At 44.5% G+C, this 16,368-nt stretch carries 16 protein-coding genes; 2 read left to right on the forward strand and 14 right to left on the reverse strand.

The annotated features are described in order from the left end of the window. Window positions 1-137: 137 nt before the first annotated feature. The 12 genes from PGZ10_RS00670 to PGZ10_RS00725 form a co-directional block, all read right to left on the reverse strand. On the reverse strand, window positions 138-833 hold the full coding sequence (locus PGZ10_RS00670; RefSeq protein ID WP_270540465.1) for a hypothetical protein: 696 nt from the start codon (window positions 831-833) through the stop codon (window positions 138-140). Between the two features lie 125 nt (window positions 834-958). Then, window positions 959-1,999 carry a GH25 family lysozyme gene (locus PGZ10_RS00675; RefSeq protein WP_270540467.1) on the reverse strand — a complete coding sequence of 347 codons (1,041 nt, stop codon included), beginning with the start codon at window positions 1,997-1,999 and terminating at the stop codon, window positions 959-961. Between the two features lie 13 nt (window positions 2,000-2,012). Continuing rightward, window positions 2,013-2,306, reverse strand: coding sequence for a phage holin family protein (locus PGZ10_RS00680; protein WP_270540469.1), 294 nt, complete (start codon window positions 2,304-2,306; stop codon window positions 2,013-2,015). 207 nt (window positions 2,307-2,513) lie between these two features. Beyond that, the gene (locus tag PGZ10_RS00685; RefSeq protein ID WP_008375150.1) at window positions 2,514-3,524 is read right to left on the reverse strand and encodes a GGGtGRT protein; all 1,011 of its coding nucleotides are present in this window, start codon (window positions 3,522-3,524) and stop codon (window positions 2,514-2,516) included. Window positions 3,525-3,584: 60 nt separating this feature from the next. Beyond that, window positions 3,585-4,277, reverse strand: a complete 693-nt coding sequence (locus PGZ10_RS00690; protein WP_022220480.1) for an iron-sulfur cluster assembly scaffold protein — start codon at window positions 4,275-4,277, stop codon at window positions 3,585-3,587. Window positions 4,278-4,376: 99 nt separating this feature from the next. Further along, on the reverse strand, window positions 4,377-5,852 hold the full coding sequence (locus tag PGZ10_RS00695) for a GNAT family N-acetyltransferase (protein WP_270540470.1): 1,476 nt from the start codon (window positions 5,850-5,852) through the stop codon (window positions 4,377-4,379). Window positions 5,853-5,895: 43 nt separating this feature from the next. Beyond that, on the reverse strand, window positions 5,896-7,146 hold the full coding sequence (locus PGZ10_RS00700; protein WP_117556042.1) for a competence/damage-inducible protein A: 1,251 nt from the start codon (window positions 7,144-7,146) through the stop codon (window positions 5,896-5,898). Between the two features lies 1 nt (window position 7,147). Continuing rightward, window positions 7,148-7,690, reverse strand: coding sequence for a CDP-diacylglycerol--glycerol-3-phosphate 3-phosphatidyltransferase (gene pgsA, locus PGZ10_RS00705; protein ID WP_270540472.1), 543 nt, complete (start codon window positions 7,688-7,690; stop codon window positions 7,148-7,150). Next, window positions 7,687-9,027 (reverse strand): 30S ribosomal protein S12 methylthiotransferase RimO, encoded by a 1,341-nt coding sequence (rimO, locus tag PGZ10_RS00710; RefSeq protein ID WP_118217207.1) that lies wholly within the window; start codon window positions 9,025-9,027, stop codon window positions 7,687-7,689. Before rimO ends, pgsA begins: the two co-directional genes overlap by 4 nt. A 118-nt stretch (window positions 9,028-9,145) precedes the next feature. Further along, the gene (gene rpoZ, locus PGZ10_RS00715; protein ID WP_022220478.1) at window positions 9,146-9,388 is read right to left on the reverse strand and encodes a DNA-directed RNA polymerase subunit omega; all 243 of its coding nucleotides are present in this window, start codon (window positions 9,386-9,388) and stop codon (window positions 9,146-9,148) included. A 16-nt stretch (window positions 9,389-9,404) separates the two neighbouring features. After that, the gene (gene gmk, locus PGZ10_RS00720; protein ID WP_022220477.1) at window positions 9,405-10,028 is read right to left on the reverse strand and encodes a guanylate kinase; all 624 of its coding nucleotides are present in this window, start codon (window positions 10,026-10,028) and stop codon (window positions 9,405-9,407) included. 69 nt (window positions 10,029-10,097) lie between these two features. Beyond that, entirely contained in the window at window positions 10,098-10,976 is an 879-nt protein-coding gene (locus tag PGZ10_RS00725; RefSeq protein WP_117823207.1) for a YicC/YloC family endoribonuclease, read from the reverse strand. Between the two features lie 196 nt (window positions 10,977-11,172). Between PGZ10_RS00725 and PGZ10_RS00730 the strand changes: the two genes are divergently transcribed. Then, complete coding sequence (locus PGZ10_RS00730; protein ID WP_270540474.1) at window positions 11,173-12,909, forward strand: Rqc2 family fibronectin-binding protein; 1,737 nt, start codon at window positions 11,173-11,175, stop codon at window positions 12,907-12,909. A gap of 175 nt (window positions 12,910-13,084) precedes the next feature. On the opposite strand, the gene murI is transcribed toward PGZ10_RS00730, so the two are convergent. Both murI and PGZ10_RS00740 read right to left on the reverse strand, forming a co-directional pair. Next, the gene (gene murI / locus PGZ10_RS00735; protein ID WP_173689793.1) at window positions 13,085-13,867 is read right to left on the reverse strand and encodes a glutamate racemase; all 783 of its coding nucleotides are present in this window, start codon (window positions 13,865-13,867) and stop codon (window positions 13,085-13,087) included. Then, the gene (locus PGZ10_RS00740) at window positions 13,848-14,432 is read right to left on the reverse strand and encodes a DUF3877 family protein (protein WP_270540476.1); all 585 of its coding nucleotides are present in this window, start codon (window positions 14,430-14,432) and stop codon (window positions 13,848-13,850) included. The genes murI and PGZ10_RS00740 overlap by 20 nt, the downstream gene beginning before the upstream one ends. Before the next feature lie 223 nt (window positions 14,433-14,655). Here PGZ10_RS00740 and PGZ10_RS00745 point away from each other — a divergent pair, with 223 nt between their 5' ends. After that, window positions 14,656-16,056, forward strand: coding sequence for an aldehyde dehydrogenase (locus PGZ10_RS00745; protein ID WP_270540519.1), 1,401 nt, complete (start codon window positions 14,656-14,658; stop codon window positions 16,054-16,056). The last annotated feature ends 312 nt before the right edge of the window (window positions 16,057-16,368 follow it).

Consider the following 16,368-nt stretch of genomic DNA (forward strand, 5'->3'; position numbering starts at 1 on the left):
TCATCCTTGACTATAGTCTATCTCCTAAAGCTAAAGAGAACCGGAATAGATTTCTAAAGAATTTCTAAAAAAACGAAAAAGCTTTTCAGCAAAGCACTGCTGCCTTGCCAAAAAGCCCATCACCATCAGATACTTATTTAATAACCATAATAGCTGATACCACCACCAACTACTACAATCAAAATAAAGAATACCACAAGTACATACAAAATAACCTGAAGAATCAAGGATGCTCTGCAGTAGTTACGCCGGTTCAGATTGCCACTATTACCAAACGCCCAGATAATATACAGAATCAGTCCCGCACATGGAATAATTCCGACAATCAGCGTTAAAAGCCATTCTCCGGTAGAAAGTGGAGATAGATCCATCTGCTTTGGCGGCATCTGATAATTGTTCTGGCTATTGTAATTGTTATTGTAGCCGCTTGCGTTAAATCCGGTATTATAACCGCTATTCTGATACTGGTTGTCAGAGTACCCATTGGTATAAGCTCCGCTCTGATTGGTTCCGTTATAATACGAATTTCCGTTGTAAGTATTATTTTCATAAGTTCCATCCGAAGTTCCGGAATGGCAAGCGCTTCCGCCCGGTGCTGACTGTCCGTAGCCGCTTCCGTTTTCTGACTTTGGCATTTCACCGTAAGTATATGCCGGATGACTTTTTTCTTCCTGCTTTAAATTATCGTCCGCTGCCTCTTTTGGCACGCTATTGTCATTCTTTGCCTGCGGCTCTGCTTCTGTATATCCTGCATTGGGATCGGTGTAAGAAGATGTACTCTTTTCCTCCCCTTCACTATTCTCAGTTGTCTGGTCATTTAAGTTATTATCCATATCCCAAAACCTCCTATGTATTCATTTTTTTCATCATAGCATACCAAAAAGCTGAAAACAATAGCTCTTTTTGTCAAATTACTGAATTCAAGGACCAGATTCTGAATATCAAATCTATTAGCCGGTTATTTGATCCGCAGCCTCTGACCGACATAAATCAGATTCGGATTTTGTAGTTTGTTCAACCTTGCGATTTCCTGATAAGATGTTCCGTATATCGCTGCAATTTTCGAAAGCGTATCCCCGGATTTGACGATATGATACTTGTTTTCTTCGGCATTGACTCTGCTTTGTACTTCTTCATACCGTTTTCCCAGAACCGTTTTCCGCACTTCCCCGTTGCCATATTTCCCGGCACGCACTTCCTTTGCCAGTGTCTCTGTACTGGCACCGGAAATATAGTCGATCATCCCCTGCACTTCTCCATATCTGGTTCCAAGCCGGCTTTTCCGTTCTTCCCCATTTCCAAATTCTCCACGCATCGTCCAAAAAACCAGATCCAGCGTAGTTCCTTCCTGGTTTTCTTCCTCTTCAGAAGGTTTCTCTGGAGTTGTCTGGTTTCCTTTTCCAGCATACCGGCTCCACGCCTGCCGGTCTCCGTAGAATTTATTCAAATCCAGATTGCCATTCCATCCGCTTAATCTTCCCGAAGAACTGTACTGCCGCATCACACAGGCATATGCACCCTCATTCCATGGATTTTCCTGGTACCCGATTGGCTCCATACTCGCGTACTGCGCTACCCACAGTCCATAGTTTCCGATATTCTGCAACCGGCTCATCATACTTTGCTGCACATAAACCACAGGATTGACGCTGGTCTTTGTTGAAATATAATTACACCAGACTTTCACCCATTCCCGGTCATTCACACCAAATGCTGGATTGGACCGCCCTTCCCAGTCCAGCACAAGCATTGCCTCCCCCACACGGCTCCCTGCATTCTTCAGAAAATATTCTGCCTCCGCCTGTATATTTCCACCAGATGCATAGTGATAAATGCCCAGGCATTTCCCTGCTGTTTTCGCCTGACGGTAGGCTCTTTCGTAATCCGGATTTACATAACCGGTTCCTTCTGTCGCCTTAATCACCACAAAATCACACGGGACAACCGCAAGATTGATCCCACTTTGCCAGTTGCTGATATCAATTCCATTTAATGCCATACCACTTCTACTCCTACTCTTCTTTTCCTGCCTGCTTGATGATCTGATGGATGTAGGTACTCAGTCCTGCAACAACAATACCCTGCGTTACGGATGCGAAAACTGCGGTCAACACATCCTGTGCTCCTGCGAAATGTGCGGTAGATGTCACCCAGATCCCGCAGATGATAATGCCTGTCGTCCCAAGCGTGATCGGAATATATTTATCTTTGATAAATTCTGCTTGTTTAAGTGCAATTCCGAAAAAGTATAGAACTGCGGTCACAATAAGCAGTTCCGGTTTTACATAATCCATAAGTTGCTCCATTATCTGGATAGCCTGCCTTTCTTTTTTAGAACTTTAAGGAAGATTTTATATATAAACGATTCAATCAGATGTGATATTAGTATATGTAAGAAATAGGATTTGGTGTCAAAAGAAAGATTTGATATAAAATAATCGGATCGGCAGATTCTTCTTTGATTTGTATATGCAAAGGGAGAGGCGCTACGCCTCTCCCTGTAAATAAATTTCTTAGAATTTACCAGCTTTGTGAGCTTCCTCAATGCTTACAGCAACAGCGACTGTCATTCCGACCATCGGGTTGTTACCTGCACCGATAAGACCCATCATTTCTACGTGAGCCGGTACAGATGAAGATCCTGCGAACTGTGCATCAGAGTGCATACGTCCGAGTGTATCTGTCATACCGTAAGAAGCCGGTCCTGCTGCCATGTTGTCCGGGTGAAGTGTACGTCCTGTACCACCACCTGAAGCAACTGAGAAGTATTTCTTTCCTGCTTCTACGCATTCTTTCTTGTATGTACCTGCAACCGGATGCTGGAAACGTGTCGGGTTTGTAGAGTTACCTGTGATAGAAACGTCAACGCCTTCTTTCCACATGATAGCCACACCTTCACGTACATCATTTGCACCGTAGCAGTTTACTTTAGAACGGAGTCCGTCAGAGTAAGCGATTCTCTGAACTTCTTTCAGTTCTCCTGTATAATAGTCATAGTCTGTCTGAACATATGTGAATCCGTTAATTCTTGAAATGATCTTTGCAGCATCTTTTCCAAGACCGTTCAGGATAACACGAAGAGGTTTCTGACGAACTTTGTTTGCTTTTTCAGCGATACCGATTGCACCTTCAGCAGCTGCGAATGATTCATGTCCTGCAAGGAAGCAGAAGCAGTCTGTTGTTTCTTCAAGAAGCATCTTTCCAAGGTTACCATGTCCCAGACCTACTTTTCTCTGATCTGCTACAGATCCCGGAATACAGAAAGCCTGAAGTCCTTCTCCGATTGCTGCTGCAGCGTCTGCTGCTCTTGTACATCCTTTTTTGATTGCGATTGCTGCACCTGTGATGTAAGCCCAGCATGCGTTTTCAAAACAGATTGGCTGAATACCTTTGATCTGGTTGTATACATCCAGTCCGGCATCCTTTGTAATCTTTTCAGCTTCTTCGAGTGAAGCAATGCCATAGCTGTTTAAAACTTCATTGATTTTATCAATTCTTCTCTCATATGATTCAAATAAAGCCATTTAATTGTCCTCCTGAAAATATTGTTGCCTATATAACCCGTTAATTACTTATGTATGTAATTAGTTTTTACGCGGATCAATGATCTTAACGGCATCAGCTACACGTCCGTACTGTCCTTTAGCTTTTTCCCAAGCTTCGTTCGGAGTATCGCCTGCTTTGACAAAGTCTGTGAATTTTCCAAGACTTACGAACTGGTATCCGATGATTTCATCATGGTCATCAAGAGCGATTCCTGTTACATAACCTTCTGCCATTTCCAGGTAACGTGGTCCTTTTGCGAGAGTTCCGTACATTGTACCAACCTGTGAACGAAGTCCTTTACCAAGGTCTTCAAGTCCTGCACCGATCGGAAGTCCTTCTTCTGAGAATGCACTCTGAGTTCTTCCGTATACGATCTGTAAGAAAAGTTCTCTCATTGCTGTATTAATTGCATCACAGACAAGGTCTGTGTTAAGTGCTTCCAAAATAGTCTTTCCTGGAAGAATTTCTGAAGCCATAGCTGCGGAATGAGTCATTCCTGAACATCCGATAGTCTCCACAAGTGCTTCCTGAATAATACCATCTTTAACGTTCAAAGTAAGTTTGCATGCACCCTGCTGCGGAGCACACCAGCCGACACCATGTGTAAGACCGGAAATATCTTTGATTTCTTTAGCCTTTACCCATTTTGCTTCTTCCGGAATTGGAGCTGGTCCGTGGTTTGCACCCTGAGCTACCGGACACATCATTTCTACTTCATGTGAATAAATCATGTTAAAACTCCTTTCAAATACATCTGTTTTTCTTTTATAAGGCGTTTGTGATTGTTTTAACACCATATGTATTTATTTTCGCACAATTTTCGACATTCGTCAATTGTTACTTTGTACAAGATTCCAGAACTCACTGTCTGTTTTATATTCAATTATTTCTTTCATAGTAAACGGCGCTGTGATCCATCCACTCTCCGCAGAAGATTTTTTTCCATCTCCCGGGTAATGGTAAGTAATTCCGATCTCAATTCCATCCTTATCTACAAAGAATGCATCAAAGTACCGGTTCTCCAGGATTTCCCCATTTAAAATCTGTCGGAAATCATTTAATTTCACACTGCTTAACACCTCTGCCGATGGTGCTTCATCCTTCATCTTTTTCATCCAATCGTGCATAAATGCATCGCTTAGATCCACGATATCTGCCACTTCAAACTGCTTTGCGTCAGAAATACGGATGTTGCGGGTACGGAGGTCACAATACTGTGCAGAAGTATTTCCTGCATAATAAATATCATTGAATGCTACGCTGATAAAATCTTCTCCTGCATAAGAAACCTTGTACGTTACAAGACTTCCTAAAAACGGGTTCGATTCCTCCAACATTTTCTCTTTCATAGAATCACTCGGAGCCAGATATAAGGTATTGACCGTACTCATCGCACAGTCCTTCAGCATTTCATTGATCTTGTCAATATTTTCACCTTCCACACCTGTGATCTGCGGATATTTGACATCAAACTGCATCGGATATTCGCCTTTATTTCCATTGGAAAAATAAGTGTAATTTTCCTCCGTGATCGTATACGGCAGATTTTCTGCCTCGTAGTCTTCAATTGCCTCGATTCCCTGTGCTTCTTCAGAACTGCTGTCCTTATTATCCTCTTCATTTCCATTACTGCCAAAGATATCGTCAATTTCTCCGTCCTCATCCGGGTTATATTCAAAAAACTGTGACGAATCCTCCTGTTTTCCTTCACCACTCGCAAAATTGCTGATGATTTTTCCGAAAAGCAGTCCCAGGAATATCAAAAAAATAAGTACGGTAACTGCGATCCCGATAAAAAGTCCCGTATGTTTCTTTCCATTATAAGAAGATCTTACATTTGCCGGTGATATCATCAAATCCATCGGAACAAAACGGATCCCGTTCTTTTCCTGAACCGGTGCCAGATCCCGGAATCCCATATGGTGATAAGCTTCCGTACTCACAACCGATGCATTGACCGTCATACGCATCAGAGCAAACTGCATCGTACAGTATCTGCACATTTCACCAACAAGAGCCTTCGCAATCCCTTTTCTCCGCAAATCCGGGCGGACAAACAGAAGGGAAATATGTCCATCCCTCCGCACGGCTCCGACACCGCCAAGATCCTGTCCTTCTACCGCGCCAAAGACGATCATCTCTCCGCTTTCGACAAGAGGCATAAAATTCTCCATCTTGATAAAACGGGCAAATTCCTCGATTCCCTGCTGTGTACAGGAATTGGCGTTTTCTCTGATAAATACATCCCATACCAGATGCAGACCTTTCACAACCTCCTGACTGCTATATAGTCTTTTTATGATCATTTTTCTGTACCTCATCTTTTCCAGAATGAACTGATTTTCTCTCTTACGCCCTCTTTAAAAGTTCTTCCCGCAAGAGCGTGATTGCACGTGCAACCGCATAGTCCCGGTTCTTCTCACGATTGCCGGTAAAACGGTACTCTCTTACCGTTACCTCTCCATTTACCGCACATCCGATATACACAAGTCCGACCGGTTTTTCCGCTGTGCCGCCGCCAGGTCCTGCGATTCCGGTTACACTAAGTGCCGCATCCGCACCTGCCGCCTTTGCTGCGCCAAGTGCCATCTCCGCTGCTGTCTGTTCACTGACTGCCCCGTAGGTTTCCAGTGTCTCATGCTTCACACCAAGGATCTTTTCCTTCGATGCATTCGCATAAGTAATATATCCTTCATTGTACACACCGGAAGCTCCCGACACATTCAGAAGTCTGCCGGAAAGCTTTCCTCCTGTACAGGATTCTGCCGTTGTCACAGTCATCTTCTTCTCTTCCAGAAGACGGATCACCGACTCTTCCAGTGTCACATTCTCTTCGGTCGTATAAACAGCATCACCAAAACGCTTCTTCATCTCTTCGATCATCGGCTCCATCAGTTTTTCTGCCGCTTCTTCAGAGCATGCTCTTGCAGTCACACGAAAATGTACCTCTCCTGTCTTTGCATAAGGCGCAAGCGTCGGATTGGTCTGTGCATCCATCAGATCCGCAACCATGGTCTCTGCCCTGCTTTCCCCGATCCCGCACACTTTTACCATATGGGAATAGATTCCCTCCGGCTGCTTTTTATTGAGGTACGGTGCAATGTCGTGTTCAAACATCGGCTTCATCTCATTCGGAGGCCCAGGGATCAGGATCGCTGCTTTGCCGCGCTCTTTATCCTCCAGGATCAGTCCAGGTGCCGTTCCGTTCAGATTGTCGATCACGATCGCGCCTTCCGGAACCAATGCCTGCTTCCAGTTATTCTCTGTTACCTTTTTACTCTTAATCTTCTCAAAATAGTCCCCGATTCGTGCCCTGGAATGTTCATCCATATAGAGTTTTCTGCCAAATACCTTTGCGGTTACTTCTTTTGTCAGATCATCCTTGGTAGGTCCAAGTCCCCCTGTCAGAATTACGATATCAGCGCGCTCTATTGCCTGGCGGATTGCTTCTTCCATACGCTCTTCATTGTCACCGACAACGGTCTGGTGATATAAAGAACAACCTAGCAGAGCACATTTCTCTGCTAGGTATGCTGCGTTTGTATTCACAATGTTGCCAAGTAAAATCTCAGTGCCGACAGAAATCAGCTCTACAACCATTTTACATGCCTCCCTGTGTTAATACCTGTTTGTTCTTTGCGATATAATCAATCAGTGAAACGATGGTCAGGATCAGTGCTACCCATGTAAGGACTGTTCCTACAACATTCCACACACCGCCCAGATCCATGATCAACACAATGATCAGTGCCATCTGTGATACGGTTTTAAATTTGCCCCAGTAGCTTGCCGCAATGACGATTCCATTGTCAGAAGCAACCAGACGGAATCCGCTGATGATAAATTCTCTGGCAATGATCACCAGAACAACAATGACATTCAGTCGGTTCATAGATGTCAGACAGATCAGCGCGGTACATACCAGCAGCTTGTCTGCAAGCGGATCCATAAATTTGCCGAAGTTCGTTACCAGGTTGTACTTTCTGGCGATTTTCCCATCCAGCATATCCGTCAGGCTGGCAACACAGAAGATCACAAGTGCGATCCACTTATCTGCTGCTCCGGTAATATCAAATAACATAAACACTACAAAAAACGGAATTAAAATCACTCGTAAAATCGTTAACTTATTTGGTAAATTCATAATAACTCTCCTATCAAATCATAATCTGCTGATCCGGTCACTTTTACCTTTGCAAAATCTCCCGACATCAGTTCTTCCGATGTGTTCACAAAAATAAGTCCGTCTACATTCGGCGCATCCCGGTAGGTTCTTCCCACATAGGCATTCTCATCTGCTACCTTGCCTTCGATCATCACAAGCAGCTCTTCCCCAATCCGGTCTTCTGCCTGGTCAAATACGATATCCTGCTGAAGTTCCATGAGCTCTGCCTGACGTTCCTCTTTGACTTCTTCCGGGATCTGATCCGGCATAGATGCTGCAGGAGTATCCTCTTCCGGTGAGTAGGTAAATACGCCAAGTCTGTCGAATTCCATCTGATCCACAAAATCCATCAGCTCTTCATGCTGTTCCTGTGTCTCTCCCGGGAATCCGGTGATCAAAGTTGTGCGAAGTGCGATATCCGGAATCTCACGTCGAAGCTTCTCAATGGTCTCGATGAGCTGCGCTCTGGAAGTCCGTCTTCCCATTCTCTTCAGGATACCATCGCTTGCATGCTGGATCGGGAGATCCAGATAATGGCAGATCTTTGGTTCCTCCTTGATCACCTGAATCAGCTCATCCGTGATTTCCTCCGGATAACAGTATAAAATACGGATCCAGCGAAGTCCTCTGATCTTGCAAAGCGCTCTCAAAAGCTGTGGAAGCCTCTTCTCCCCGTACAGATCGGTTCCGTACATGGTGGTCTCCTGTGCTACCAGGATCAGCTCCTTCACCCCTCCGTCTGCCAGATTCTGCGCTTCCTCCAGCAGATGCTCCATCGGCACACTCCGGAAATCTCCTCGTACCTTCGGGATAATACAGTAAGTACAGTGCTTGTCACAGCCTTCTGCAATCTTCAGATAAGCGAAATGTCCGCCGGTCGTCACCATACGGTGCGTGTCTGTCACCGGGAGATAATCCACATCCTTCATAGTCAGGCGCACATCTCCGCGCTCCATCGGACTGTCGCTTAAAACTCCATCGATCACGTGTGCAATCTCTTCATAAGAAGTCGTTCCGAGAACCGCATCAACCTCCGGAATCTCCTGTATGATCTCTTCTTTGTATCTCTGTGCAAGACAGCCTGTTACGATCAGGGCTTTTAATCTACCGGTCTTCTTCAGCTCTGCCATCTCAAGAATATTCTGGATACTCTCTTCCTTTGCGTCATGGATAAAGCAGCAGGTGTTAATGATAATGACATCTGCCATTGTCTCATCGTCCACCATCTGATGACCGTCCTTTGCAAGAATCCCAAGCATGACCTCCGAATCCACAAGGTTCTTGTCACAGCCTAATGAAATGAATAATATATTCATAAAATAAATTTCTCCTCAAGCATAATTTCTGGGCGGCAGGGGAAATCATCTTCACCGGAAAATAAAATCCCCTATCATAAGAATACCCCGCAGACAGCTGCAGGGTATCGAACTTCTTTTATTTATCTGCGTCTTCTGCAATAATTTTGATCTTTCCACTGTTCAGCTCATCAATTGCAATAGAAAGCGGTTTTTCGCCGTCCTTAACAGGAACAAGCGGCATCTCGCCGTCAATGATCTGTCTCGCTCTCTTTGCTGTTGCAAGAACGATAGAATAACGACTGTTGACAATCTTAGTTGCGCCTTCTTCCACGTCCTGATTTACTACTTTCATCAAATCGGTATATGATGGATGTAACATAAATTCTGCTCCTTTCCTACAGTTCCTTCAGTTCTTTTCTGATATCATCTATAAAGTCAGCATTCCGGCTTACCCGGTCATGCTCACCCTGAATAATGCTGTGCATCTCTTTTGCGCAGCGCTCCAGGTCATCATTGATCACAAGATAATCGTACTTCTCTACGCCCTGTGATTCTTCTACTGCCCGCTTCATTCTCGAATCGATCACTTCTGCGGTCTCGGTTCCCCGTCCTACCAGTCTGTCTTTCAGTACCTGCGCACTCGGCGGAGTCACGAACATCAGCAGGGTATCCGGATACTTCTCTTTCACTTTCAACGCACCCTGGATCTCAATCTCAAGGATCACATCCTTGCCTGCCTCTAACTGCTCCATAACATACTGCTTCGGAGTTCCATAGTAATTTTCTACATATCTAGCATACTCTATAAGCTCATCACGCGCAATCATTTTTTCAAATTCTTCTTTGGTTCTGAAAAAATACTCTCTTCCATCTTCTTCCCCGACACGAGGCTGCCGCGTGGTTGCAGAGATCGATAATGCATAATTATCATAGTCCTGCATCAGCTTTTTCATCAGTGTTCCCTTACCGGCTCCGGAAAATCCGGATACTACAATAAGAATTCCTTTTTTTTCTCTCATAATCAGTTCTCCTGCATACTCAGACATTGAAATGTTATTTTAACACATCTTTTTACATTTTTCAAAGCTTTATTCAATATTTTGAATCTGCTCACGGACTTTTTCAATCTCAGTCTTCAGATCGATTGCATAATTGGATACTTCCAGATCATTTGCCTTGGATAAGATCGTGTTCGCCTCACGGTTCATCTCCTGCGCAATGAAATCAAGCTTGCGTCCGATTCCCTCTGTCTGTTCCAGAGTTTCCTTCATATGCTTGATATGGCTTTTCAGCCTTACCACTTCTTCATCTGTACAGATCTTGTCAGAGAAGATCACAACCTCAGCCGCGATCCGTCCTTCGTCAATCTGGGTGTCCCCAAGAAGCTCCTTCACTTTCGTTTCCAGCTTCTCCCGGTATTCAGCAACGATCTGCGGAGATCGCTCTTCAACCCTGGCAACAACTTCCAGCATTCCATCCAGCTTGCCAATGATATCCTTTTTCAGGTTCTCACCTTCTGTAGTCTTGGTCTGTACAAACTGTTCGCATGCGCCTTTCATTGCTTTTTCAAGACCACTCCACAGTTCTTCCTCATCCACAGACTGTTCTTCCATCGTAAGGACTTCCGGGCAGCGTGCAAGTGTGGATACCCGCACATCATTGTCAAGCCCAAACTGTTCTTTCATCTGCTTAAAGCTTGCCATATATTCTTCTGCCAGCTTCTGGTTATATTTCAAAGTCATCTGGCTTTCTGTCATATCTTCATACCCGATGAAAATATCAATCTTTCCTCTCTGCACATACTGCTTAAGCAGGTTGCGGATCGCGGACTCAAAGAAGTTAAGCTTCTTTGGCATACGGATATTCACATCCAGGTAACGGTGATTAACCCCCTTCATCTCTACGGTAAATTTGCGGTCTGCTTCGGCGATCTCACACCGTCCAAAGCCTGTCATACTTTTTATCATTTGATTTTCCCTCTTCTTACTGACCTTTTAAGGGCCGTTTTACTATCGATTATTATAGTTCATTTACACTTACTCGTCAACCGGGTGACAGGGCATTTTCACTTGTCTATGCATGCCTCTCTATGCTATAATGAGCCCATTGAAAAAAGAATATGCCCTGGCATATTCCCGGATAAATATGAGGTGAATTTTTAAAATGGCTTTTGATGGAATTACAATCGCAAATATCGTAAAAGAATTAAATGATACCATCCTGAACGGACGGATCGCCAAGATCGCACAGCCGGAAAATGATGAACTGCTTCTCACGATCAAACCTGCAAAAGGACAGGTAAGACTGGTCATCTCCGCAAGTGCATCCCTGCCGCTGATCTATCTGTCCAGAGATAACAAACCAAGTCCGATGACTGCACCGAATTTCTGTATGCTTCTGAGAAAACATATTGCAAATGGCCGCATCGTAGGCATTTCTCAGCCTTCCCTGGAACGGATCATCCGCTTCGAGATTGAGCACCTGGATGAACTTGGAGATCTGTGCCGCAAATCCCTGATCGTTGAGATCATGGGCAAGCACAGCAATATTATTTTCTGTAATGAAAAAGGAATGATCATCGATAGTATCAAGCATGTTTCCGCGCAGATGAGTTCTGTGCGTGAGGTTCTTCCGGGAAGAGAATATTTTATCCCGGATACTATGAAAAAAGAGAATCCACTTGGCATACCGGAGGAAAATTTCACACAGGAACTTCGCTCCAAACCAATGCCGGTCGGAAAAGCGATCTACAACAGTTTTACCGGAATCAGTCCGGTTGTCGCCGAAGAGATCTGCTATCTGGCAGGAATCGACTCTTCTGTTCCGGCATCGGAGATGTCCGGTGATCTGCTGGCTCATCTGTACCGGCAGTTTACCTATTTTATGGAGCAGGTGACAGAAAGCAAATTCTCTCCTGCTATTTATTATGATGGAAATGAGCCGAAAGAGTTCTCATCTCTTCTGCTCACCCACTTTTCCAACTATCAGGTAAAATCTTATGATTCGATTTCCGAAGTGATCCGGACTTATTATTCTTCCCGTGATCTGATCACCCGAATCCGCCAGAAATCTTCGGATCTGCGCCGTGTGGTTCAGACAGCACTGGAACGTAACCGTAAGAAATATGACCTGCAGTTAAAGCAGCTTCGCGATACGGAAAACCGCGATAAATACAAGGTATACGGGGAACTGATCCACACCTACGGTTACAATCTGGAAGAAGGTGCAAAAGAACTGGAAGCACTCAATTATTATACTAACGAAATGATCAAAATTCCGCTGGATCCGCAGAAAACACCACAGGAAAATGCAAAGAAATATTTTGACCGATATAATAAACAAAAACGTACTTTCGAGGCTCTTTCAGAACTGATCAAAGAAACGAAAGATGAGATTGATTATCTGGAGTCCGTCAGCAAATCCCTGGATATTGCACGAAGCGAGGATGACCTGATCCAGATCAAGGAAGAACTGATCGAAAGTGGATTTATCCGCAGAAAGCAGTCTGCCAAAAAGGTGAAGATCACAAGCAAACCGTTCCACTATATTTCTTCAGACGGTTTCCATATGTATGTTGGAAAAAATAATCTTCAGAACGAAGAACTCACCTTCCATTTTGCAAATGGCGGGGACTGGTGGTTCCATGCGAAAAAAGCACCAGGTTCCCATGTCATCGTGAAGACGAACGGGGAAGAACTTCCGGACCGGACCTTTGAAGAGGCAGCCAGACTTGCTGCGCATTACTCGAAGAATTCCGGGGCTGAAAAGGTGGAGGTTGACTATGTAGAGAAAAAGCAGGTTAAGAAACCAAATGGAAGCAAGCCTGGGTTTGTCGTGTATTATACCAATTATTCGATGATGATAGATAGTGATATTTCCGGGATACAGGAAGTACAATAAGATAGGTTGTGACACCACCAGAGAAGAATGAAATCCACCCCATTCCAAATTGTGCAAAGCATTCCGATGAGCCTCTTAGGGCGAGAATCGTGTTCAGCAAAGGCTTCCACGATTCTTGAGTCTCATCTCCATTGCACAAGATAGGAATGGGGTGGATTTTATTCGATATCAGTATTTACTTGATCTCATATACTTTATCTAACTGCGTCATACATGCCTGGATTTTCTTCATGCCCTCATCATCAGCAGGTTCTCCGGAGAAGTAGTAGGTGACTTTGCTGGGTTCTCCCGGGGTGGTTTGTTCGGGGAGGACTCTTCTTAATTGACGGAGAGTGCCTTCGTTGCCGTCTACGAAATGGATTTCTCCCGGGAAGATTTTGCGGAAGGATTGTTTGAAGTAGTTGAAGTGAGTACAGCCAAGTACGACTGCAGCATACTGGTTGAGTGTATAGCTCTGAAGGCTGTTTTTCAGGTATTCATCTACTTCCGGGTCCTGGAATCTTCCGGCTTCGGCAAAGCGAACCAGTTTTGGAAGTGGCGCAAGGTCTACTTCGTGTTCGGTATCTACTTTTTCCAGAAGGCTGTGTAATTTTTCTCCGGCTATCGTAACCGGTGTTGCTGTTACCAGAATCCGTTTCTGCATATCCTGATAGAGCTTGAGCGCGCGCTTGACTGCCGGTTCCATACCGACGATCGGTACGGCAAATTCGCCTCTGAATTCTTTCGTTGCCACGCTGGTTGCCGTATTACAGGCGATTACGATTGCATCAACCTCCTTCGCAATCAAGAAATTCAGAACCTCTTCCACATATCCTTTGATCTGTTCCCTCGTCTTTTCTCCGTATGGAACATGCTTTGTATCCGCATAATATATAAATTCTGCTTCCGGCATCTTTTTCAGTGCGCGGTGAAGCACAGAAAGTCCGCCGATCCCTGAATCATATATTCCGATTTTCATTGGTGTTACCTCGATTTCTTATTTTCTTATCTGGTTTAAAGTCAAAATCTGCATAATCTTCCGGCAGGAAACGATGATAAATAATATGGCATCCTTCATCTTTAAAGCAATAATAATACTTGTCTTCTCCCTCTTCAAACCGGATCATCCGGTCAAATTCTCCATTGTCCATAGGTTCTGTCACGATCTTGTCTGAATGAGAACGGAACAATACTTCGATATCTTCAATCGTGCAGCCATGCTTTGCGACAAGTTCCACCAGTTCTTTGATAAATTCATTCGGTTTCATATTTTCATGCACATATTCCGATGCTTTTTCCGATAAAGCAAAGCAAAAACGGTCCTTTACATGTGTAATCCCGACTTCCCCGAAAATATCTTCTGCTGCTTTCGGAAAATCTGCAAGGAGCTCCTGCATCTCTTCCGCATCTGCATTCGCCTCCATAAAATGATTCAGTGAACTGAGCGGATAATAAAGCCGGATCATCTCTTTCCGATATCCGAGCTTTGCCTGCTCTTCCTTTACCAGATCGATTAAACTCTTTTCCAAACGCTCGTATCCCATATATATTAAAACTCCTGTCTTGATAAAATTATGCGAGTCTGCTGCTGCAAACAAAAATATTTTATCACATTCTTTCCATTTTCGCCACTCACACCATTGAAGAATTCCCTTATTTTCGTTATCATAAAAGAAACATACGTTATTTTCAGTATAAAAGACTCTTCAAAAATATTCTAACACCAAACACAATTTGGAAAACAGGAATCGAAACTTAAATATCCAGATACCTGGGAGGTTAAAACACATGGATGAACAGACAATCAGACAGCGGATCTCCACGCAGCGTGATTTTTTTGCAACCGGCGCAACACTTCCGCTTTCTTTTCGATTAAAACAATTAGAACAGCTAAAACTTGCACTCAAACGCCATGAACAAGATCTGTACACTGCACTAAAAGCGGATCTTGGAAAAAGCCGGATGGAAAGCTATATGTGTGAAATCGGTCTGACGCTTTCCGAGCTCACCTGGATGCAAAAGCATTTACCAAAGCTGGTGCGCTGTAAAACCGTCCCTACTCCGCTGGCACAGTATGCAGCCAAAAGTTTCCGGACGCCATCTCCATACGGAACCGTACTGATCATGAGTCCCTGGAATTACCCGGTACTCCTCACTTTAGAACCGCTGATCGATGCGCTCGCCGCCGGAAATACCGTCATCCTGAAGCCAAGCGCTTACGCTCCACACACCAGTCAGATTCTGAGTCAGCTTCTCAAGGAATGCTATCCACCGGAATATGTAACGATGATCACCGGAGGCCGGGAGGAAAATCAGGCACTCTTAAACCAGCAGTTTGATAAAATCTTCTTCACCGGAGGAAAAACGGTCGGTAAAGAAGTCCTTCGTCACGCTGCCGAATATTTGACTCCTGTCACTCTGGAACTTGGCGGAAAAAGTCCGTGTATTGTAGATTCCACAGCGAAAATTTCTCTCACCGCAAGACGGATCGTATTCGGAAAATACCTCAACTGCGGACAGACCTGCGTTGCCCCGGATTATATCCTCTGCGATGCTTCCATTCGCGACCAGCTGCTTCAGGCACTGGAAAAAGAAATCCACCGGCAGTTTGGCAAACAGCCTCTTCAAAATCCGGATTATGGGAAAATCATCAACGAAAAACATTTTCACCGGCTGCAGAACCTGATTGTTGCCGACAAGCTGATCTGTGGAGGTGAGTCCGATCCGTCTGCCCTGCGCATTGCCCCGACCATCCTAAAGGATGTCACCTGGGACGATCCGGTCATGGGCGAAGAAATTTTCGGACCGATTCTTCCGGTACTTACCTATTCTGACCTGAATGATGCAATCCGGCAGGTCGAATCCCATCCCCACCCGCTTGCACTCTATCTTTTCACCGAAGATCCTGCTGCCAAAAAGAAAGTCCTTGCCAGATGCCATTTTGGCGGCGGCTGCATCAACGATACCATCATCCACCTCGCCACCAGCCAGATGCCGTTCGGCGGTGTCGGAGAAAGCGGCATAGGATGCTATCATGGAAAAGAAGGATTTGAATGCTTCACACATCAGAGAAGCATAGTCGATAAGAAAACCTGGATGGATCTGCCGATCCGGTATCAGAAGTACCGGTTCTGGAAAGGAAAAATGCTGAGAGTCTTCCTGCGCTAGGATTAGCGCGGGAAGAGCTTCCCAGCAGATATAACATCAAGAACTTCCCTTCTCAATCAGACACTGATGTTCTTTGCTGTTTTTATCATTTAAACTCTTCGATTAAATTGCACGGAAAGCATTCTGCACATCCTTCATCTTCCAACAAAAAATCTACTATTTTCTTTGCAAGCCTTCTTCCTCGCTCACTATGAAATACTCTGAATAGCATGTCCAGAGTCTCTTGCAACCCGCACTCAGATATCTGACTAGAAGTGCACTTGAATTTGTTATAAAAACCAGTTCATCAGCATTTTTATATTCGATATATCT

This window comes from Coprococcus sp. AF102-57 (genome assembly GCF_027686195.1).
Lineage (GTDB): Bacteria > Bacillota > Clostridia > Lachnospirales > Lachnospiraceae > Allocoprococcus > Allocoprococcus comes.